The organism is Micromonospora sp. CPCC 206061, assembly GCF_036906915.1.
Taxonomy (GTDB): domain Bacteria; phylum Actinomycetota; class Actinomycetes; order Mycobacteriales; family Micromonosporaceae; genus Phytohabitans.
The window spans coordinates 91,303-112,371 of the sequence record NZ_JBAKHX010000016.1 but is presented as its reverse complement, the minus strand read 5'-3'; the positions used below and the strand labels follow the sequence as shown (position 1 = coordinate 112,371).

The 21,069-nt window shown below is 68.2% G+C and carries 20 protein-coding genes; 9 read left to right on the top strand and 11 right to left on the bottom strand.

Annotated elements, in window-relative coordinates:
• Both V6V89_RS14645 and gap read right to left on the bottom strand, forming a co-directional pair.
• Window positions 1–558: cellulose binding domain-containing protein (locus tag V6V89_RS14645; RefSeq protein WP_334619646.1), on the bottom strand; the 558-nt coding region annotated here is incomplete at its 3' end.
• A 173-nt stretch (window positions 559–731) separates the two neighbouring features.
• Window positions 732–1,754, bottom strand: a complete 1,023-nt coding sequence (gene gap, locus V6V89_RS14640) for a type I glyceraldehyde-3-phosphate dehydrogenase (protein WP_334619645.1) — start codon at window positions 1,752–1,754, stop codon at window positions 732–734.
• Window positions 1,755–1,786: 32 nt separating this feature from the next.
• On the opposite strand from gap, the gene V6V89_RS14635 reads away from it, so the two are divergent.
• Window positions 1,787–2,200 (top strand): PPOX class F420-dependent oxidoreductase, encoded by a 414-nt coding sequence (locus V6V89_RS14635; protein WP_334619644.1) that lies wholly within the window; start codon window positions 1,787–1,789, stop codon window positions 2,198–2,200.
• A gap of 88 nt (window positions 2,201–2,288) precedes the next feature.
• On the opposite strand, the gene V6V89_RS14630 is transcribed toward V6V89_RS14635, so the two are convergent.
• On the bottom strand, window positions 2,289–3,155 hold the full coding sequence (locus tag V6V89_RS14630) for an NAD(P)-dependent oxidoreductase (protein WP_334619643.1): 867 nt from the start codon (window positions 3,153–3,155) through the stop codon (window positions 2,289–2,291).
• A 90-nt stretch (window positions 3,156–3,245) separates the two neighbouring features.
• On the opposite strand from V6V89_RS14630, the gene V6V89_RS14625 reads away from it, so the two are divergent.
• Window positions 3,246–3,869, top strand: coding sequence for a TetR/AcrR family transcriptional regulator (locus V6V89_RS14625; protein WP_334619642.1), 624 nt, complete (start codon window positions 3,246–3,248; stop codon window positions 3,867–3,869).
• 90 nt (window positions 3,870–3,959) lie between these two features.
• Here V6V89_RS14625 and V6V89_RS14620 read toward each other — a convergent pair whose 3' ends face one another.
• From V6V89_RS14620 to V6V89_RS14610, 3 genes are all read right to left on the bottom strand, one after another.
• Window positions 3,960–5,003 carry a hypothetical protein gene (locus tag V6V89_RS14620; protein WP_334619641.1) on the bottom strand — a complete coding sequence of 348 codons (1,044 nt, stop codon included), beginning with the start codon at window positions 5,001–5,003 and terminating at the stop codon, window positions 3,960–3,962.
• Window positions 5,003–5,536, bottom strand: coding sequence for a SigE family RNA polymerase sigma factor (locus V6V89_RS14615; RefSeq protein ID WP_334619640.1), 534 nt, complete (start codon window positions 5,534–5,536; stop codon window positions 5,003–5,005). The genes V6V89_RS14620 and V6V89_RS14615 overlap by 1 nt, the downstream gene beginning before the upstream one ends.
• A gap of 275 nt (window positions 5,537–5,811) precedes the next feature.
• Window positions 5,812–7,323 (bottom strand): cellulase family glycosylhydrolase, encoded by a 1,512-nt coding sequence (locus tag V6V89_RS14610; RefSeq protein ID WP_334619639.1) that lies wholly within the window; start codon window positions 7,321–7,323, stop codon window positions 5,812–5,814.
• A 448-nt stretch (window positions 7,324–7,771) separates the two neighbouring features.
• Between V6V89_RS14610 and V6V89_RS14605 the strand changes: the two genes are divergently transcribed.
• Entirely contained in the window at window positions 7,772–7,909 is a 138-nt protein-coding gene (locus V6V89_RS14605; RefSeq protein WP_334619638.1) for a hypothetical protein, read from the top strand.
• Window positions 7,910–8,124: 215 nt separating this feature from the next.
• On the top strand, window positions 8,125–8,748 hold the full coding sequence (locus tag V6V89_RS14600; RefSeq protein WP_334619637.1) for a cellulose binding domain-containing protein: 624 nt from the start codon (window positions 8,125–8,127) through the stop codon (window positions 8,746–8,748).
• Here the strand turns inward: V6V89_RS14600 and V6V89_RS14595 are convergent.
• A complete protein-coding gene (locus tag V6V89_RS14595) occupies window positions 8,743–9,258 on the bottom strand; it encodes a GNAT family N-acetyltransferase (protein ID WP_334619636.1) in 516 nt (171 codons plus the stop codon). The genes V6V89_RS14600 and V6V89_RS14595 overlap by 6 nt on opposite strands.
• Window positions 9,259–9,406: 148 nt before the next feature.
• Here V6V89_RS14595 and V6V89_RS14590 point away from each other — a divergent pair, with 148 nt between their 5' ends.
• On the top strand, window positions 9,407–10,243 hold the full coding sequence (locus V6V89_RS14590; protein ID WP_334619635.1) for an alpha/beta fold hydrolase: 837 nt from the start codon (window positions 9,407–9,409) through the stop codon (window positions 10,241–10,243).
• 82 nt (window positions 10,244–10,325) lie between these two features.
• On the opposite strand, the gene V6V89_RS14585 is transcribed toward V6V89_RS14590, so the two are convergent.
• The 3 genes from V6V89_RS14585 to V6V89_RS14575 all read right to left on the bottom strand — a co-directional run bounded on the left by V6V89_RS14585 (window position 10,326) and on the right by V6V89_RS14575 (window position 14,365).
• Window positions 10,326–10,880: a dihydrofolate reductase family protein gene (locus V6V89_RS14585; RefSeq protein ID WP_334619634.1), complete on the bottom strand. Its 555-nt coding sequence runs from the start codon at window positions 10,878–10,880 to the stop codon at window positions 10,326–10,328.
• 80 nt (window positions 10,881–10,960) lie between these two features.
• Window positions 10,961–13,639: an AAA family ATPase gene (locus V6V89_RS14580; protein WP_334619633.1), complete on the bottom strand. Its 2,679-nt coding sequence runs from the start codon at window positions 13,637–13,639 to the stop codon at window positions 10,961–10,963.
• A gap of 81 nt (window positions 13,640–13,720) precedes the next feature.
• Window positions 13,721–14,365: a dihydrofolate reductase family protein gene (locus V6V89_RS14575; RefSeq protein WP_334619632.1), complete on the bottom strand. Its 645-nt coding sequence runs from the start codon at window positions 14,363–14,365 to the stop codon at window positions 13,721–13,723.
• 126 nt (window positions 14,366–14,491) lie between these two features.
• Between V6V89_RS14575 and V6V89_RS14570 the strand changes: the two genes are divergently transcribed.
• A complete protein-coding gene (locus V6V89_RS14570) occupies window positions 14,492–15,490 on the top strand; it encodes a LysR family transcriptional regulator (protein WP_334619631.1) in 999 nt (332 codons plus the stop codon).
• Here the strand turns inward: V6V89_RS14570 and V6V89_RS14565 are convergent.
• A complete protein-coding gene (locus tag V6V89_RS14565) occupies window positions 15,483–17,744 on the bottom strand; it encodes a peroxidase family protein (RefSeq protein ID WP_334619630.1) in 2,262 nt (753 codons plus the stop codon). The two genes, V6V89_RS14570 and V6V89_RS14565, sit on opposite strands and share 8 nt — an antisense overlap.
• A 577-nt stretch (window positions 17,745–18,321) precedes the next feature.
• Between V6V89_RS14565 and V6V89_RS14560 the strand changes: the two genes are divergently transcribed.
• From V6V89_RS14560 to V6V89_RS14550, 3 genes are all read left to right on the top strand, one after another.
• Complete coding sequence (locus V6V89_RS14560; protein WP_334619629.1) at window positions 18,322–19,359, top strand: sensor histidine kinase; 1,038 nt, start codon at window positions 18,322–18,324, stop codon at window positions 19,357–19,359.
• Window positions 19,359–20,072 (top strand): LytR/AlgR family response regulator transcription factor, encoded by a 714-nt coding sequence (locus V6V89_RS14555; RefSeq protein WP_334619628.1) that lies wholly within the window; start codon window positions 19,359–19,361, stop codon window positions 20,070–20,072. Before V6V89_RS14560 ends, V6V89_RS14555 begins: the two co-directional genes overlap by 1 nt.
• 80 nt (window positions 20,073–20,152) lie before the next feature.
• Window positions 20,153–21,043 (top strand): hypothetical protein, encoded by an 891-nt coding sequence (locus V6V89_RS14550; RefSeq protein ID WP_334619627.1) that lies wholly within the window; start codon window positions 20,153–20,155, stop codon window positions 21,041–21,043.
• Window positions 21,044–21,069: the final 26 nt, after the last annotated feature.

Genomic DNA, 21,069 nt, shown 5'->3' with positions numbered 1-21,069 from the left:
CGACCTCGGGTTCGCCAACGACCCCGTCGAACTCCACCGATAACTCGACGGAAGATTGCACGTGCTCGGCGGCGGTGTCGTCGGCGGCGCGGTGGTCGGGGCTGTAGTCGGCGGTGTCGTCGCCGGGGTCGTCGGCGCCGTGCTACCGGTACACGCCACGCCGTTCACGGCGAACGTCGTCGGCACCGGGTTGCTGCCGGTCCACGACCCGTTGAAACCGAACGACACCGCACCGTTGGTCGGGATCGAACCGTTGTAACTCATGTTCCTGGCGGTCACCGCCGAACCACTCTGCGTCAAGGACGTGTTCCACGCCTGCGTCACCGTTTGCCCGGCACCGAACGACCACGTCAACGTCCAACTGGTCAACGGATCACCCAGGTTCGTGATCGACACGTTGGCGCCGAATCCGCCCTGCCACTGCGACGACACGGCATAGTTCACCGAACAACCCGCCGCCGCGGCACCGGCCGGCAACGCCACGACAGCCGCCGCCGACACCAGCAACGCGACGCTGGCCGACACCAGGCCGACATTGGTCGCCCTGAATCTAGACATAAAGCACCCTCCAGACGGGATGGTCGCCTTCGCATTCACAGGTGTCATTACCCTTAGCGTCAACAGCCTGGCCGGTTATATTACGGGAGCGCTCCCAGACTCTCAACCTCCGCAGCGCACCGAAAGCGGAGCCCAATTTCGATTGCGGAAGTTGTTATCTCAAAGGGTGCTGTTTAGTCGTGGACGCTACCGCGCAGTTGCCGTCCGATCCGCTCAGAGAACTCGACGAGGCGGTTGGAGAACCCCCACTCGTTGTCGTACCAGCCGAACACCTTGACCTGGTTGCCGACGGCCTCGGTCAGCGGCGCGTCGAAGATCGACGAGTAAGGGTTGCCGACGATGTCCGCAGAGACCAGCGGCGCCTCGGAGTACTGCAGGTAGTGCCGCAGCCGCTGGGAGGCGGCCGCCTCACGGAACGCCGCGTTGACGTCCTCGACATCTGTGCCCTGCCGGAGGACCACGGTGAGGTCGGTGATCGAGCCGACCGGGACGGGAACGCGCAGCGCGGCGCCGGTGAGACGCCCGTCGAGCTCGGGGATGACCTTGCCGATCGCCTTCGCCGCACCCGACGACGTCGGGATGATCGACACGGCTGCCGCGCGGGCCCGGCGCAGGTCGGAGTGCGGCGCGTCGTGGAGACGCTGGTCGCCCGTGTACGCGTGGACCGTCGTCATCAGGCCGGACTCGATGCCGAACGAGTCGTTGAGCACCTTCGCCAAGGGCGCGAGCGAGTTCGTGGTGCACGAGCCGTTGGAGAAGACGTCATGGCTGTCCGGGTCGAGCCTGTCGTCGTTCACCCCGAGAACGAACGTGGGGACGTCTCCCTTGGCCGGCGCCGAGATGATGACCTTCCTCGCGCCGCCCTTGAGGTGGGCCGCCGCCGCGACGCCATCCGTGAAGTGGCCGGTGGACTCGATGACGACGTCGGCGCCAGCGTCACCCCAGGGGATGGTGGCCGGGTCGGACTGCGCGAAGACCTTCATACGCGCGCCCTGAACGGCGATCGCGTCGCCGTCGAAGGCGACGCCGTCCAGGTGGCCGGAGACAGAGTCCCACTCGAGCAGGGTGGCCAGCGTGCGGGCGTCGGTGAGGTCGTTGACCGCGACCACCTCGACGTCGGCGTTGTTCGCCAGGGCCGCGCGCAGGTAGCTGCGCCCGATCCGCCCGAACCCGTTGATGCCGATGCGTACCGTCATGGCGTTCAATTCCTCCTGTTGTTCTTGTCGGAATGACCGACAATGAATGGCGATCCTTCGTCACAACGGGAACGAGGCTTGCCCACGTCGCCCTCACCCGCGCCGATGGGCGACCCCATGTAACCCCGGTCTGCTTCATCATCGACGGCGATGAACTCGCCTTCGCCTTATCGCCCGGGAGCGTCAAACGCAAGAGCCTGGCCCGTGACCGGCGCATCGCTGTCTGCGTCAGCGATGAGCGGCAACCCTACGGCTTCGTGACCCTGGAAGGGCACGCGCGAACTTCTGCCGAGCCAGACCAGGTCAAACACGTCGCCGCGGGCATCGCCGACCGCTACTACCCCTCCCAACCCGCGGAGGACGTCGTTGAATCATTCGTACAGGAAGGCTTCACCGCAGTTCGCATCACCATCACCAACGTCATCGCCCGATCCGGCCTCGGCTGACACGTCCCACACCGGCTCGGCGCCGGTTGAGTGCACTCTCCCGGTAAGAGCGTGCACGGCGGTTCGAAGCGGCAGCCCGCATGGCCGGCTATCGCCGGGCGGCGAGGATGTCGATCAGGCTAGTGAAACTGTCGCCGCCACGCCCGGCGTCCTGGCCCCGTCGGAAGATCTCCAGCACGGCATCGGGCAGCGCGGAGTCAATCCCCGAATCACGGGTGGTGTGCGCGACGTGCTCGACGCTGGCCACCCCCATGGCCAATCGGTCGACGTCGCCGGGGTGTTCGCCGGCGTCGATCCGGTCGGTGTAGAACTCCAGGAAGTACCGCAGGTCCAGCGCTGATGTGGCGTACGGCAGCAACTCCTTGGCGGTGATGCCGTTGGCCCGGGCCAGTGCGAGAGCGTGTAGCCAGCTGAGCATGCTGGTCCAGAACATGTCCATGTTGAGTTGGTAGTAGAGCGCGGCGAGGCCTGGATCGTCGCCACGATAGTCGGTTCCGGTGAGCACCATCAGGGTCTCGCGATAGGTCTCGAACGCCTGACGCGGTCCACTGTAGAACGTGGACGCGCCGGGCTTGCCGATCCAGGGCGGCGGAACCAGCACGCCGCCGGTCAGGTGGGTGGCGCCGTGTCGCGCGGCCCACCGCGCTCCCGCGCGGGCCTGGTCCGGGGTGTCCGAGCTGAGGTTGACCAGCACGCGCCCGGAAAGTGCGGTCGCGGCCGGCCCGAGTACGTCGTACATCGCCGCGTAGTCGGTCAGGCTCAACACCACCAATTCGTTGGCGGCCAACGCAGCCTGGACGGTGTCCGCTCGGACGGCGCCCCGGGCGACGAGATGGTCGGCCTTACCGGCGGTCCGATTCCAGACCGTCACCGGGTGGTCGTTGTCCAGAAACGCGCCGGCCATCGCCGAACCCATGGGCCCGAGCCCGATAACGGTCACCGGTTGCTTGCTCATCACAGCTCTCCTTTAGAACGAACGCTCTATTTAGTAGGCGCAACGCTAGCACGGTTCTAAAACGAACGCTCTATCCGATAGGCTGGGCTGGTGAGGACCACAACGCGGCGCGCGGCGGCCGATGGGCCGGACAGCGGGCTCGGCACCCGCGAGCGGATCGTGCGTACGGCCTCCCGGCTGATGCAGCGGCAGGGCTACGACGGGACCGGGATCAAGCAGATCTCGCAGGAAGCGGACGCCACCCTGGGGTCGGTCTACCACTTCTTCCCGGGCGGCAAGCAGGAGTTGGCGGTCGAGGCGATCCGACACGGCGACCAGGAGTTCGCCGCGTTCCTCACCCAGATCCTGAACAGCGTGCCCGACCCGGCCGAGGCCATCGAGTCCGCCGCCAACACGCTCGCCCGTGACATGCGCCGCACGGACTGGGTCGACGGCTGCCCAGTCACCGCCACCGCGCTCGGCACGTCCACACGGGCACCCGACATCCAACACGCGGCCGCCGAGGCGTTCGCGCGCTGGCGGGCCCTCGTGGAAGCCAAACTACGAGAAGCGGGCATCGACGGCCCCCACGCCCACGACCTGGCACACACGGTCATCAGCACCCTGGAAGGAGCCGAGCTAGCCAGCCAGGTCTCCCGAAACGAGACACCGCTGCGGCTGGCCGGGACCCACCTGGCGCAGCTGATCCGGGCCTACCGCAACGCCACGCCGTAGCCGCGGACGAAATGCACCACCCGGCCGTTGGTAGTCGGAGGACCGTTCCATCCCTGAAGCGTTTGCGGGAAGGCCGCGCCTTTGCTTGGCTTACCGGCTCGGGATCGCGGTGTCGATGTCGTACCAGGTGCCCGGATCGCGCCAGTCCGCGAAGCTCATACCCGCAACCACCTCGGCTATCTCGGTGCGCGGCACGGTCCTGCTGCCGACATCGACGGTGAATGCGCCGAAGTCGACCGCACATCGGTGGCCATCGACGTGGCCGGTGCACTGTGCGGGCCGGCCGGCCATGGTGAGGTCGGCGCGCCAGCCGGGCCGGCCGCTCGGGGATCCGTCCAAAACAGCGATGTCCATGACCGCGTTCCCGCCCTGCGCTTGGAACTGCACGGCGGTTCGGGCAGTGGCCGCACCAGGGATGCCTTGCGCCACCTGGAACGGCTTGAAGCCGGCGGGCAGGTAACTGAGCCGGTACGGCACTTTAGCCGGGTACGGCGTGGTGAACTGAACGGCTTGGGCCAGGCCGATCAAGGTCTGCTTGGGCATGGCTGATCCCGATGTGTTGATGACGGCCCAGCCGCCGGGCGTGTGCTGCCAGCGGATGGCGCTCCGGGTGTCCTGGACGGAGTACCAGGCCGGCGCCCCGTTCACCTGTACTGGCACCGGATCCCTGCTGAGGTCCCAGCCGGCACGGTGATTTGTTCCCGGCCGGTACACGTACAACTCGGCCTGGGTCTGTGTCTGGCCAACCCCGCGGACGGAGGCGATCTGCAGGTCGGGGTTGACGGCCGTCGGTTGGATCTCGAAGCCGGCGATCGAGCTGGGACGGATCGTGAACGCGAAGGGTGGCCGGGGACCGCTCGGGACCTGCCCGGCGGGCTCCGACGAGGCGGTGCTTCCGGCCGGCGCGCCCACCCCTGGGATGGGGGTGCCCTGGCCCGAGGGCCCCGACCACTGGCGGGCCGCCACCGGTAGGGCGGCCGCCACCACGACGGCGGCTGCCGCCGCTGCGCCGACAGTGCGTCGCCGGCGGCGCCTGGCCACGACCTGCCGCGTCCCCTCCAGCACCAGATGCTGATCCGGCGCCAGCTCTTCCCGGGCGGCGAACATGGCTCGCAGGTCTTCCTCGGTTCGCATTATCGATCCTTCCTGACGAGGGCGGGGGTGTTGCGATGCAGGTCGACGGGGTCCAACTCGACGCGCAGCGTGGCCAGCGCCCGTGAGGCGTAACCGCGCACGGTGCTCGGCCCGCAGCCCAGGACGTCCGCGATCTCGCTATCGGACAGCCCTTCGTAGAAGCGAAGGACGAGGACCGCCTGCTGGCGACGCGGCAGTCGAGCCAGTTCGGACAGCAGTGCGTCGCGCTCCGCGTAGACGGTCGCAGTGTCCGGCTGCGCGGCCACCGACACGGGACGGTGATCCTCAGCGAAGCGGCCGATGGGCACCAATCGGGTCCACCTCCCCCGTCGCCACGACAGAAACTCGTTCGTGATCATCCGACGTACGTACGCGTCCGGTACATCCAGCCGGGCGATCCGGTGCCAGCGCGCGTGCACGCGGGCCAGCACCTCCTGCACGATGTCCTGGGCGAGGTCACGATCCCCAGTGAGCACTGCGGCATACCTCAGCAACGCGGGCGACCGCAACACGGTGTACTCCTCGAAGGTCATCCCGCCTCCCGTCTTGTCCGTCGTCTACCAACGATCTCCACCCATGTACACGCGACCCAGACGCGATCTGCTGTGTCCGACCTCGTGATATCAGCGTCGCGCCCCGGCACTAAGGCGATCACCAACTTGAGCAGGCCCACCGCCCTGGCGGACGGATGCCCCACACGATTGGTTCGCAGTCAGCGCGGCCGCACCCAGCGTCATATATCGGCGGTACAGAACGTTGCGGCAGCCGGCCGGCCAGCGTTGGCGGAGCTGGCCGGCCGGCAGGTCCGTCAGACGTATGGGCTCTGGGTTAGCAGGTGTGCCTTGTAGCCCTCACCGACACCGGGCTCCGGCGTGCCGGTCCAGTCCTTGATGAGCACGGCACCACCGGTGCAGCCCCACGGGTTCCAGGTCCAGGCCAGGTATCCCATGTCGTGGTCGTCGGCCCAGTTCACCAGAGCCTGCATGTAGTCGAAGCCGCAGTTGTCCTGGCCGAACTCGCCGAGCACGATCGGCACCTGCTGCGCCAGCGGGGCGATCTGGGTGTCCCAGCAGGACACGGTGGCGCAGGCGTTGAAGCTGTACGCATGCCACGAGGCGGCGATGTTGTTCAGCGGATCGTTCGGCTTGTACGCCAGCCATTCCCGCATGTCGTTGGTCCACTCCAGGCCGCTGACCATGAGCAGGTTGGTGGCGCCGGTGGCGCGGACCGCGTCGACCAGGTCTTGCATGCCGGCTACCTCGTAGGGGATGCCGGTGCAGGTGCCGCCGTCACGCAGGCACTGCCAGCCCAGCGTCTTGTTCCATTCGGCGGGCATATCCGGATAGGGCTCGTTGAACAGGTCGAAGACGACGGCGTCGTTGCCCTTGAACGCGTTGGCCACGCCGGTCCAGAACTGCGGCGCGTACCGCGCGTCGGGCATCGGCTTCTGGCAGGTGGCGTGCTCGTCCTTGCAGTGCCAGTCAGGGCTGTTGGTGTAGGCACCCCAGTTCCAGTGCAGGTCGAGGATCACGTTGATGCCGTTGGCCACCAGCAGGTTCACGTACTCCTTGACGCCCTGCTGGTACGTGGCACCGCTGGGCGAGCCGTTGACGCCCAGCCAGCACTCCTCGTTCAGCGGTATCCGCACCGCGTGGATGTTCCACGTCTTCATCGCGTCGACCGACGCCTGGTCGACCGGCCCGGAGTCCCACAGTCCCTTGCCCTGCACGCAGGCGAACTCCCCGCTGGACCGGCTCACGCCCAACAGCCTGTACGGCTTGCCGTCCGCGGTGAGGATCTTGTTACCGGACACCTTGAGCTTGGGGGCGGGGCCGCTGGGCGGCGGCGTCGTGACCGGCGGGCTGCTGGGCGGAGCGGAGGTGGGGTTCGCCGACGGCGATGTCACCGATCCCGTGCACGTGGTGCCGTTGAGCGCAAACGACGCCGGTACCGGGTTGGCGCCGCTCCACGAGCCCACAAAGCCGATCGAGGTCGAGGCGCCGGTGCCAAGCGATCCGTTCCAACTCATGCTGGCGGCTGACACCCGAGTGCCGGACTGGGTCCAGGTGGCACTCCAGCCCTGCGTGACCTTCTGGCTCGCGTTGCCGAAGTCGAACGTCAGCGTCCAGCTCGACACCGCGTCGCCGAGGTTGGTGACCGCGACGTTGGCGCTGAACCCGCTCGGCCATTGGCTCTGCACCGTGTAGGCGACCGAACAGCCGGTGGCGGCCGCCGAGGCGGGAAGGGTAGCCGTTGCCGTGGCACCCAGTACCAGCGCGCCCGCGGCGCTGGCGGCCAGCAGTGTATGACGGTGTTTCATCTGATCTCCTCGTTGCCGTGAGGGATCGATGGGAGCGCTGCCAACATCCTTTATTGAGTTGCTTACGGAAGTCAATGTGCCGTGCGGTCGCGCCGGACAGGTGGGCCGAGGCAGCGCGGATGACCACGCGAAAACGTAGGTGAAGTAGCGTGACAAGGCGGCGGATGGAGGAGGGCACCGTGGCGAGCAGCCCGATCTGGGCAAGCCGGCCGAAGACGCGCGGTCTGGTCCTGGACGTGATCAGAGCGGCGCGCATCATCAGCCGGGTGGAGCTCGTGGCGACGACCGGTCTCACCGGCGCGACGATCTCCGAGGTGGTGCGCGAGCTGATGGGCGACGGCCTGGTCGTCGAGGCCGGCCGGGGTGCGCCGACCGGCGGCAAGCCCCGCACGCTGGTACGGAACTGGACCGCCGCCTCTTCGCCCGACGAGCCCATCCGGTACGGGTCGTGCCGTCCGTCAACGGGTCGGACGCGGCGGCGATCGGCGGGGCGGTCCTCGTCCTGCAAAGCGAGCTCACCCTCGGCCACGCCCGCCCGGCGGACGGGGCACGGCCAGTGCCCGTCGACACGGCCGAAACGCCCTGACCGTCCCGGCCGCTGCCATCCGCTTCCACTGTGGACACGGTGTCCACCATGTCGAACGCCGCAGGCCCGGTACTTCCAACCGTTCGTTGAGCTTCATTCCAGGCGGGTGAGCAAGACTGTCCGGAAGACAGCGACGGCGGATACGCCTGCGGGAGGTTGAGTTGCGCAACAACGCAAAGCGATGGCGACGGCGGTTTGCCGCGCTCGCCGGATTGATGGCCACGCTTGTCGGCGCAGCGACGCTGGTCGCTCCCGGCGCGGCCTACGCGGACACGGCGGCCCTGAGCCGGCGGCCATTTGGCTCAGGGTCGTACATCCTGGTCTTCAGTATCACCAACGACACGAGCGCTCCCCTGAACGGCTGGCGGATGGAATTCGATCTCCCGCCGGGCGAGTTCGTCCAAGGGCTGTTCACGTTCAGCATCCGGGTCACCAAAGTGGACCAGCACTTCATCCTCGAGAACGCGAACCCGGTGACGATAAACCCGGGCCGCTCAGTCAACTACGGGATCCCCATCCTCGGCCAGAGCTGGCCGCAGAACTGCCTCTCCCGTGGCACGCCGTGCAGCATCGACACGGAGCCACCGAGCACGCCGACCAACGTGCGAATCGGCCGGCTGCCCTATACCTCCACCGGAACCTGGCTGCAGTGGAGCATGTCGACCGACAACGTGGCGGTAGCCGCATACGAGGTGACCAGGAACGGCGCGGTCATCGCGACCACCACCGGCGGGTCGTACGCGCTGCCCGCGGCCGACTCAGGTGCCGTCTACGGCGTCCGGGCCCTCGACGACATGGGCAACCGCTCGGGGTTGGCGACGGCCGTGTATCCCTCATAGTTCGCGAACGTAGTGCAGGATTCGCTCGCCATGATCGTCGATCTTCGTACGTCCCGACGCCGTCCACCCGAGTCGCTCGTAGAGCCGCTGAGCGCGTCCGTTGGTCGCGTGGGTCCACAACTGGGCTTGGCTGAATCCGCGCTCCCTCGCCTTGAGCTGTGCCTGGCCCACGACAAGGGCACCCAGCCCTTGCCCCCACCGGTCCGGATGGACCGCGACCATCGACACGTGAGCGAGGCCAGGCAGTGGATCCCCGCTGGCGCCGTCCTGAGCGAGCGCCTGCAGTACGAGCGCCAGCGCCACCAACTCGCCGTCATCCTCCGCCAGCACCGCGAAACTGGCCGGGCCGGCCAACCGGCGACGTACCTGTTGTTCGGCCTCGGCGCTGCCCGCGCCGGCGACTGCCCCCAGAGGCAACCCGAGCGCTGCCTGCCGGGCGATGTTGGCCGCTGTCCAGAGGCGAACGACGACCGCGACATCGGCCATGTTCGCAATGCGTGTTGTCAACACCAGCCCACGCTACGTCCTCTCAGGTGACGTACCATCCGCCGTGCAGGAGCAGGAGCGAGGTCGGGCCCGGATGGGTAGGCCTTGGCGACGGGTGCTGGCACGCCATGGGCATTGACGGGATGGAAGCCGATCTTCCGGGGGCGATGAGATGATCGAGCGGGATGTCCGGGTGGGCGACGGTCGCCTGCTGCACGTCTACGACAGTGCGCCGCTGGACGTCGGGCGGATGCCCGTCATCTGGCATCACGGCACGCCCAACGTGGGTGCGCCGCCGGAGCCCCTGTTCGCCGCTGCCGACAGGCTCGGGCTGCGGTGGGTGTCGTTCGATCGGCCCGGTTATGGCGGCTCCACCGTCGCACCAGGACGGACCATGTCGTCGGTCGCCGGTGACGTGGCGACGGTGGCGGACGCGCTGGGCATCGACCAGTTCGCCGTCATGGGGTACTCCGGTGGCGGATGCTATGCGCTGGGATGCGCCGCGGTTCTAGGCAGTCGCGTCCGGGCGGTACTGACGCTGGCCGCCATCGCTCCGTACGGTGTCGACGGGCTCGACTGGTTCGCCGGGATGGTTCCCTCCGGTGTTGCCGCGTTGGGCACGGCGGCGGCGGGCCGCGAGGTACGGACGGCGTTGGAGGCGTCGGGGTTCGCCTACGACGCCCAGTTCACGGCCGCCGACCTGGCTCTGTTCGAAGGGCCGTGGGGATGGCTGGGAAAGGTCGGCGGGCCGGCTCTGGACGCCGGACCGTACGGGCAGATCGACGACGACGTTTCCTACACCCGCCCGTGGGGCTGTGACCCCGGCGAGGTCGGCGCCCCGATCCTTCTGCTGCACGGCACCGATGACCGGATCATCCCCGCCAGCCACGGATCATGGCTGGCGGCCCACTGCCCGACCGCCCAGTTGCGGCTCAGCGAGGGCGCCAGCCATTTTACGATCGTCAATCAGGCCGAATCAGGCCTGGAGTGGCTTCGCGAACAGATTTGACGGCCTGATCGATCAGGCCGAGCCGGAGCACCTGTCCGCCGATGTACCCAGCGACGACGTCGACGACCCGCTCACCGCGGAATCAACCGACGGCGGGCCGGTAGCGCAGCCACAGGACACCGGAGCGGTATTGGGTGGAGGAGACGAATTGCAGCCGAACCGGTCCGACCCCGTCGAAGATACGTGGCCCTTCGGCCCACAGGTGCGGATTGACCCAGAACCAGAACTCGTCCACGAGGCCTCGCGTGGTCAGCGTATGGGCGAGCTCGCCGCACCCCGTTACGATCAGGTTTCCCTTGTGCTCCTGCTTGAGGGCTGGCACCGCTTGTTCGACGCTGCCGTCGAGGAGCGTGGCGTTCCACTCCAGTGGACCGCTCAGTGTTCGCGACGCGACGTACTTGGGCATGCTGTTGACGCGTTTGGCGAAGTGCGCCATCGACGGGTCCTGCGCGAGCTGCGGCCAGACCGGCGCGAGGCCCTCATACGTCTTGCGCCCGAGCAGCAGTGCGTCGGCGAGGATTAGCTGTTCGAGCGCGGCGTCACCGCTGTCGGTGTCCAGCTCCAGCCACGTTTCGGGCGAGGGTGATTCGAAGGCGCCGTTGACGGTGATCTGTTCGTGGATGATGACTTTTCCCATGTCAGGGACGCTACGAGCCCGTCCCACAGCCGCCATCTGTCAAACGACCGGTGCTGACGGGGTTTCGTCTACCTAAGCGGTCACAGGTCGAGCTGGGCGAGTTCGGCACGCCTTCTGACACGCAGCTTGGGGTAGGCCTTGTACAGGTGATATCCGACCGTACGCGGGCTCAGGAACAGCTCCGCGGCGATCTCCCGGTTGCTCAGCCCCCGCGCCGCACGCCGCACGACCTGCAACTCCTGCGGTGTCAGCAGGCCCGCACCGGTGGCCGCAGCCTCAGGTATGCCCTCGCCCAGCGCGACCAGCTCCGCCCGGATGAGCCGTTCCCACCCGTGCGCGCCGATCTGGTCGAATCCCTCGTGCGCGAGGAGGAGCTGTTCTTTGGCGGCAGATGGACGCCTGTTCCGCCGCAGCCACGCGCCGTACGCCAGGCGGGTACGGGCCCGGTCGTATGGGCCGCAGCCGTCGACGCGCAGCGCCTCTTGGAAGAGCCCGCCGGCATCGGCATCATCGGCCAGGAGCGCCCGGCAGCGGAGCATGAGACCAGCCGCGGCGGGGCTCCCTGTGTAGTTCGCCCAGTCGACGAGTCGCGGCAGATACCTCTCCGCGCGAGCGACGTCCCCTGCTCGCACACCGGCTTCGACGTGGTCGGGAATGGCGCGGACCATCACGTCTCTGCCAGGCGGACCGTCGCAAACGCGCTCCAGCAGGTCGAGCGCCGGCTTGGGGTTGCCACCGGTGAAATCGACCAGGGCGAGCGCCCACCTGGCCATCGCCGCCGACATCTCGTGCTGGTGGCTATCGCCCAGCACCCGGGTGGCGGCGCCCTCAGCGGCGGCGTCGCCGCGCACCGCGGCGAGCCACGCGGACATCGAGGTGAGCACAACGACCTGTAGGGGCTGTCCCAACTCGCCGGCGAGAGCGAGCGCCTCGGTGACGCTCGCTTCGGCGTCGCGCAGCCGCCCAGTGGCGATCTGCGCCAGCGTCAACGTTTCCAGCGCGTAGGGCAGCCAGCCCAAGGCGCCCTGCTGGCGAAAGTCGGCTACCTGGCCGTCGAGCATCGCCAGAGCGCTGCTGTCCGCGCCGATGAGCAGCCCCATGAAGCCGGCCATCATCCGCTCCAGCGACGCCTCCCCGTCGCCATTTCTCGCGGCATCGTGCATGGCTCGCATCGGGTTGACGGCGGCCGCGACGTTGCCGCGTAGGAGATCGGTAAATCCCACCAGACCATCGACCAGCACCACCGGCCCGCCGCGGATTCCGCGAAGCTGCTCCGCGCAGGACCCCAACAACGACGGAGCAGCCGCGTCGCGGGCACACCAAGCGGCCTCGGCCAGTACTGCGACCGCCCGGTCCGGATCAACAGCGAGCACCGGGGCCGCGGCCTCGACCGCGAGCCGGGACGCCTCCGCCGGAGAGGTGCGTTCGTACGCGACCTGGGCCCGTATCCAGGCTGCCTCTGCCGCCTCACCAGGCTCGTCGGTGAGGGAGGCACCGCCGGCAGCCAGGTCGGCCGCGCGGTCCAACTGTCCCGCGTCGTAGGCCGCACGAGCCGCTGCCACCAGCCGCCGTCCGCGATCGGCGGTGTGGCTGGACAGCTGCGCGGCCCGCTCCAGTGCCCGCACCGCCGCGGCCGGGCCCCCACGACGGGCGGCGCTCCGCGCCACCTGTTCCAACTGCGCCGCGACCCGGTCATCGACCCCGGTGGCGGCGGAGGCCAGATGCCAGGCACGGCGATCCGCGTGGCGCGGATCGGACAGCACGGCCGCCAGCGCCTCATGCGCGGCAACACGCGTGGCGAACGGCGGTTCCTGGTACGCGGCGGCCCGGATCAGCGGATGCCGAAACGCCACCCCGGTCGAGGTCACCCGGACCAGACGGCTGCGTTCGGCAGGCCCAAAATCGGTCACCTCCAGACCGAGGCGTCCGGCAGCCGCCATGAGGGTTGGCAGGTCCGATCCGTGATCGGCTGCGGCGAGCAGCAGCGCCGTCCCCGTCCGCTCGCCGAGGGCGGCTACCTGCTGGCCGAAGTGCGCCTCAAGTCGGCCCGCTGCCGGCAGTGGAGCGATCGGAGCCCGAGTTGCCGAGGCTTCCACGCTGGCCGCCAGTTCGATGATGGCCAGCGGGTTCCCGCTTGATTCGTCCAAGATCTGACTGGTCGTCTCGGTCGTTGTCGCGCCGGCCATGGACGCCAGGTGCGCAGCGTCCGACCGCCCGAGCCGAGCGAGCGTGAGGCTCTCGATGCCGGGCGCGGGAAATGGACGCCCACCATCGCGGATGGCGAAGATGGTCGCGATCGGATCCGCGTGGAGCCGGCGTACCGCGAACAGCAGCGCGTCCACCGATGGCTGGTCGAACCACTGGACATCGTCCAGCAGGCACAGCAACGGGCGCTCGCTCGCGATGTCCGCGAGCAGCGCAAGCGTCGCTGCTCCCGGTAGGACGCGGTCGACAGGCTTGCCGTCGGTGCCGAACGCGACCCGAAGCGCATCGGCCTGGGCCTTCGGCAGGGCGTCGAAGCGGGCGAAGTCGCGGGCGAACAGCACGTGAAGGATGGCAAACGCCACCTCGGCTTCGGACTCGATGCCGACTACGCGCAGGATCCGCATCCCCCCAGCCAGGCTGGCCGCGTAATCGAGCAGCGCCGTCTTGCCGATGCCCGCCTCACCGCGCAGCACCAACGACCGACTGTGGCCGTCCTTGGCGTCAGCCACCAGCCGATTGATCCGCGACAGCTCAGCGGCCCGCCCGACGATCACACCGAGACGCTAACGCATTCCTCGGCCCGCCAACCCGACACCACTGCCGCAAGCAGCCCCACCGGTACCGACCGACGCGGTTCAGGCGCCCGTGCGGGTGAACGTCACATGGGTGACGCCGCTGGGCGAAGAGGTGGCCTCGACCTGGTAGTCCTTCTCGAGTCCCTCGAGTCCGTCCCAGAGGCGTACGCCTCGGCCGAGCAGGATCGGTACCACCGCGACGTGCATGTAGTCGACGAGCCCGGCAGCGAGGAAGTCTCGGATCACGGTGGGGCCGCCGCCGATGCGTACGTCCTGGCCGCCCGCGGCCTTGCGCGCCGTCTCGAGCGCCTCGGCGGGCGAGGCGTTGATGAAGTGGTACGTTGTGCCGCCCTCCATCTCGATCGACGGGCGCGGGTGGTGAGTGAGGATGAAGGTGGGTGTGTGGAACGGCGGGTTGGGGCCCCACGCGCCCTTCCACTCCGGGTCCTCGTGCCATCCGGGATGGCCGAACTTCCCGGCACCCATGATCTCGGCGCCGATCCCCGGATCAAACTGCCGCGTGAACGCGTCGTCGACGCCACCGCTGCCACCTGGCTCGTCGCGCCCCCGCCACCACCTGGTGGCGAACATCCATTCGTGCAGCCTCTCGCCTGCGTGACCAAAATGCGCGTCGCGGCTCTGACCTTCACCGGTGCCGAAGCCGTCGAGTGAGATGGCGAAGTTGTGGACGCGGGCGAGCGACATGGCTGGTGCTCCTTCGGTACTCGGCGAGTCATTTCTCGTAGAGCTCGGTCACTTAGCGATGATGCTGCCCCAAGGTCATGACGTCTAATGCCAAATCTGCCCAGATCTCATCGATAAACTTAATCCATGCTGAACCTGACCCAGCTCAGAGTGCTGGAGGCAGTCGCCCGCCATGGATCGGTGACCGAAGCCGCGAAGGAGCTGCACTACTCCCAGTCGTCGGTCAGCCATCACCTGGCGCGGTTGGAAGCCGCCACGGGAGCGAAGGTCATCCAACGAGTGGGCCGCGGGATCCGGCTCACCCCCGAAGGAGAACTGTTGGCGGGACGGGCGACCGAGATCCTGGGGCGACTGAACGCCGCATCTGTCGAGCTGGCCGCCCGGGTGGGACTTCGTGCCGGACGGGTGCGACTCGCCGGTTTCCAAACGGTCCTCAGCACCCTCGTACCGAAGGCAGCCGCCGAGCTGTCCCGGGCGCACCCTGGAATCGAGTTGAACCTCGTCGATGCCCACCCGGCCGTGGGCCTGACCATGCTGCGTTCCGGACACGTCGACATCGCCTTGATCTTCCGGAACGCCGACACTCCCCCGGACGAGCAGGAAGGATTCCGGCTCACCCACCTTCTGGACGATCCCCTCTACCTCATCAGTGACCAGCCCCATCAGCGTCTCGAGGACCACCGTGACTCCGCCTGGGTCGGCGGCTGCGAACGCTGTCGAGCTGCCATGATCACGGCATGCGGGCGCGCCGGCTTCACCCCACGCGTCGCCTACTCCTGCGACGACACGGTCATCGCCCAGGCGCTCGTAGCCGCCGGAATGGGCGTTGCGATAGTCAACGGACTCGCGTTGCACGCGCACCGGACACCAGGCGTACACGCCACACAGCTCGCCGAGAGCCCGCGCCAGATCTATGCCGCCACGTACGGCGACCCGCCAGACCCACCCGCCACGACCGCGCTGATCGAGATCCTGGAATCGACTGCCATGACCCTCCGCGCCCCGAGCCGGGGCGAGTCATCCAGTACAAGCACAGATCAGCGCGGCGACGGACCGGTCCTCGGTAAGGCTGTGACCGGCCCGTCGCTGGCGGCTCAGTGGGTCAGTGGGTCAGTGGTCAGGTGACGGTGCACGATGCGGTGTTCAGGGTGACGTTGACGGGCGGCCGGTTGGGCGCGGCGTCGTCGCGTGTGGCGTTGAACCCCAGAGTCCGGCTCTGGCCGGGTGCGATGCGGGCGTTGGAGGCGGCGTTGCTGATGGGAACGTTGGCCCCGTCCTGGCCCGACACGCCGTTCCAGATCTCGTAGATCTCTTGGCCCGAGGTGAAGCGGAACCGGAGGGTCCACGCCGGGATCGGCCGGCTTCCGGTGTTCGTGACGACGATGTTGGTTTGGAAGTTGCCCGGCCACTGCGTGGTGATTTGATATTGCACTCGGCAACTCGTGGGTGGCACGTTGCCTTCGACGAAGAACACGTTGGGCGCCAGTTCCGGACGCGGGATGTCGGTGTTGGACGCGATGACGTCCCCGAGGTTGCGCTGGAACTCGACGCCGTACCGATTCCGGATCTCGTTGAGCGTGTTTTGGACGAAGCCGTTCTGGTAGAAGAACCGGTCACCGTCGCGCAGCGCCTGGAACTGGCGGGTCCATACGGCCCGCTGGAGCTCGCCGAAGTCCGCTCCGGTGGCGTGGGCCTCGGCCACCATGCCGGTGAAGGCGTCGACGTTGTTCACGTCGCCGTAGACAGCGCGCAGGCGGGACGCCAGCGTGGTACGGCGGACGCCGTTGACGGCGTCACCCTCGACGGCATCCTCGTCCTCCAGATCGATGGGGTTGCCGAAGATGTCGGTCAGTGAGACGAAGTCGAGGCTGGCCGGGGTGTCGCCGCTCAAGCCGGCTGGGAACTGGTCGGTGGATTCGCCGGTGATCGCGGTGAACGAGGTCTTCGGAGCGAGCCCGAATGCCTGGCGCATCTGGTTGTAGGTGGGCATACCGTGGTCGCGGCCGCGCTCGACGTCGATCGCGCCGAGATCGGTCACGCTGGTGAAGCAGGCGGGCAGCTCGGGCCCGTCGAGGCAGTCGGGGTTACCCGGGACTGGGATCTCGAACAGGATGCTGCGCAGCTGGTTGTCGATCTGCTCGTCGTTCTTGTACTGCGGCTCCAGACCCAGCCCTTGCATCAGTGGGCCGAGCTGCAGTAGTGGGACGAGATCCGGGTTGAAGAAGCCCACGTTGAGCGGAACGATCAGCTCCAGCTCACCGTCCTCCTCGACGAACTCGACACCCTGGCCCTCCAGGGCGGCCCGGGCCGCGGCGGAGTAGCGACCGGGATCGGAGATCATCTCCAGTTCACCGTGGATGAAGCTGTGCGCCCGGTAGGCGATTGTCGCGAACTCGTTGCCGAGGCTGGCGTTCACGTTCGGGTTGTACCCGGTGTACACCGGCAGGTTGATTCCCATGGCCGGCAGGAACTCGGTGTACGTGATGTACTGCTGCTCGGCGATGACCACCCGCCGGGCGATCTCGAACTTCTCCTGCTCGGTCAGCGTGTTCGGCAGCAGCCCCACGATCCGGTTGTGCTCACGCGCGAACAGCGTGTGGGTGCCGGTCAGGGCGATGTTCTCGTTGGCACGCACGTCGCCGGCGACCACGGCCCGGTTGGGGGTGGCCCGCAGCCGGCCGTCGATGTCCATCGCCGGGGCGGTCGCGGCGTCACCGCGGGTGTCACGGCGCGGCAGGTATTGGCTCGGCATCAGCAGCCGCCCGCTGTTGTTGGCCAGGTTGGCGTCGACCGGGCCTTCCCGCATCCACTCCAGCCGTGCCTGGGACCCGCCGTAGACCGCCCAGGCGTCGATGTAGGAGCTGACGGTGTTCACCTGCTGTCGTGGGCTTGTTACTCCGGTCCCCGGCGCGATGCTCGACCGGGTGAACGAGATCTCGCCTATGGCCTCCCCGCTGGTCTCAGTGAACTCTTCCATCGGGTCGTCGGCGTTGAACTCGATGTTCGCCGAGCTCGGGTCCGGAGCGTCGCCGACGCCTGGCGCCTGCCGGAGCCCGAAGGAGTGGTCCAGGAACTGGCCCCAGACAAAGCCCCACTGAGTGACCTGGCGCTGTGAGAAGAGGTTCTGATGCCTGTCGTTGAAGATCCGGTTGCTGATCGCGCGTGAGTTCGGCCCTGGCGCCTGCGCGCCGATGCCGTCGGCGTAGCGCGCTGGGCCCGTACGCGGGTAGATGATCCCTGAGCGGCCCCAGGCCGGGTTCGCAACGTTGTTTCCGCTGCCGTCGAGGCTCTGAACCTCGAACGGGAACGGGATCGCGGCGCTGGCGGAGCCGGTCATCGCGGTCCAACCGCTGGCGACCAGCACCATGATCAGACCCACCGCCAGTGGACCACGTCGAATACGACGGTGCCTCCGCGATGGGCCCAACCGTCCGCGTGCGGCAAACATGCTCGTGGTGCTGCTCATCTTGTTCCTCCCAGTGTCGCTGGCCAAGCGAGAAAGCCACCTGCCCGTGACCACCGCTTCGCGGAGAGCCTTAGACACGTGCCGACGCTGCAGCGGCATATCAGTCCATCTCGGACGATGCTGATTACGGACAGGATCAGAAAGGCGCTCGGACAGCCCGGTTCAAGCCGCAACGGAAGCGGTCGAGGAGTTTTGGGGGTTCCGCCACGCCCCGGTTAGCGGGATCCTTTTCCTGTTCCGAAAATCGCGGCACCTGCGCCAATAATCGACTGACCGCCGGCCGGCGACAATAGACTTGTTTCCCTTTGGGGGTGCGACTTTCCCTTGGGGGTGCGACTTTCCCTTGGGGGTGCGCGACTTTCCCTTGGGGGTGCGCGGTGCCTGTCGCCGCGCGCTGCGACATGTAGCCGAGGGCTCGTCCAACCGGGAGGTCGCCCGCCGGCCGCTCCTCGAGGGGCCAGTTTACCGGCGCGGGCTGTTAGCCTGATCGATGCCTTATCTACTGTGGACCGGGGCGGCGGTCGGGTGGTGGTCCGCCTACGCATGGGTCAACGCCGTGCGGGCCGCTGAGGTGTTACGCGGAAACGGCGCGGTGGCCGAGCCGGTGTGTCTGCTGCCGGGCGAGCTGGCCCTGGCGCTGCCGTGGGTGCCGTTCACACTGCTGGCGCTGTGGCTGGCGCATCGGTTTCCGATCGGCGCCGGGCCGCGAGCGGCACTGCCGCAGCTGGGCGGGTTGATTGTGGCGCTGGCTGGCCGGGCGGTCGCGGTGATCGCGCTCAACCCAATGGTGGGCTGGTACCTGAGCACACCCACGTTCGACGACCTCTTGGTGCGAAACATTCAGCTCGACGCGTTCACGTACTGCCTGATCGTCGCCGCCGCGCACGCCGTGTACTACGCCCGTGTGCACCGCCTGCGCGAGCGACAGCTCGCCCGCGCCGAACTCAACGCGCTGCGCGCTCAGCTCCAACCGCACTTCCTGTTCAACACGCTCAACACGATCGCCGCACTGGTGCCGGACGATCCGGAGAAGGCGGACCGGATGATCAGCGGCCTGGGCGGTTTGCTGCGCCGCTCGCTGGACAGCGACGGCCGGCTCGAGGTGCCGCTGCACGAGGAGATCGCCACCACCTCGTCCTATTTGGACATCGAGCAGACCCGGTTCGAAGACCGGCTGCGGGTTTCCTGGCGGATCGAGCCGGACGCCTCGGATGCGCTCGTACCGCCGCTGCTCCTGCAACCGCTGGTGGAAAACGCGGTTCGGCATGGTCTGTGGCCGCGGGCGAGAGCGGGAGAGCTGCGCGTGACTGCCGGCCGTCGGGCCGGAAAGCTGCGGATTGCGATCGAGGATGACGGCGTAGGGCTTCCCCCGGGTGGTCCGCCATCGACTGGACTCGGGTTGGCCAATACAAGGGTGCGGCTCGAGCAGTTGTACGGCGCGCGGCACGAGTTCACCGTCGTCGCGCGTGACGGCGGCGGGGTCGCCGTGACCATGACCGTGCCTTACCGTACGGGGGAAGAGCGATGATGCGTACGCTGATCGTCGACGACGAACCGCCGGCGCGGAGGCGTCTTCGGGCTCTGCTGCGTGACCGTCCCGACGTGGCGGTCTCCGGTGAGGCGGGCACCGCGTCCGCCGCGGTTGCCGCCATCCGGCAGACCCACCCCAGCCTTGTTCTTCTGGATATCCGGATGCCGGAGGGCGACGGCTTCGACGTACTCGATGAACTGCGCGGTGACCACGCACCGGCAGTGATCTTCGTGACCGCGTTCAGCCAGCACGCGGCGCGTGCCTTTGATGTACGGGCGGTCGACTACCTGGTGAAGCCGTTCGCACGGGAGCGGCTGTGGACGGCGCTGGACCGGGCGGCGTCCCAACTGGCCGCGCTCACCGCCCCGCCCGCACCGCTGCGGCGCCTGCCGGTCGACGTGGGCCGGCGGATCCGGCTCGTCGACGCCGACGAGATCGACTACCTGCGGGCCGAGGGTAACTACGTGCGGGTGTACGCCGGTGCCCAGTCCTACCTGCTCCGTCAGACGCTCACCGGCCTTGTGGCCCGCCTGGATCCCGCGGACTTCCTCCAGGTGCACCGATCGCTGGTCGTCCGGCTGGACCGGGTGCGGGAGATCGAGACGCTCGACCACGGCGAGCTGATGTTGCGGCTGACCACTGGGGCGGCGCTCATCACCGGGCGGCGGTTTCGCGATCCGGTCAGGTCCGCGCTGGGCCTGTCCCGCTGATGCTCCCGTCCGTCCATCCGATCCGCCCGTTCGTCCCATCGTCGGCGGTTCCCCGGGCGGCGCCGCCGTAGCCTCCGCGCATGAGACATTGGTTGATCGCGATCGCTACCGGGCTGTCGGTGCTCGCCGCCGGTACGCCCGCCACCGCCGGTACAGAGGCCACCATCCTCGCACCCGGCGTGATCTCCTCCGATCAGGAGGAGTGGCGGATCAGCTTCACGCCCGACGGCCGGAGCGCCTACTTCGCACGCAGCGCCGACTTCTTCCCCGTTTCCCGCCAGGCCACCATCCTGGTGTCGCGGACCACCAACAGCGGCTGGTCGGCGCCGCACACCGCGTCGTTCTCCGGCCAGTACCCAGACATCGACCCGTTCATCACCGCTGACGGACGGCGGCTGTTCTGGTCGTCGATCCGTCCCGTCGACGGCCAACCACGCACCGACGCCGACCTGTGGATGGTCGAGAAGCGGCGAGACGGCCGTTGGGGCGAGCCGCAACACCTCGGCGCCGCCGTCAACGGCCCGGCCGACGAGCTGTACCCCACGGTCACCGCCGACGGCACCCTGTATTTCGCCAGCGACCGCGCGGGCGGGCTGGGCGGATGGGACATCTACCGATCCCGCCCCGGGCGCGACGGCCGGTACGGTCCGGCCGAAAACCTCGGTGCCCCGGTGAACACCGACGGCTGGGAGTTCAACCCGGTGGTGGTCGGACCGCTGCTGGTGTTCACCGGCCTCAACCGCGCCGGCGGGTACGGCGCCGGGGACCTCTGGTACTCGGCCGCGACACTCGGGTCATGGTCCACCCCGCGCAATCTCGGCCCCACCGTCAACACGGCACTCGACGAGTACCACCCGTCGGTTTCACCGTCACTGGACCGCCTGTACTTCGTCCGGCACAACTACGACCCGTGGGTGCCCGGCGACATCTACACCATCCGCGCCCGAGACCTGTACCACCGCCTGCCCTGAGTCGCTTTGCGGGCGTCTCCGGCCGG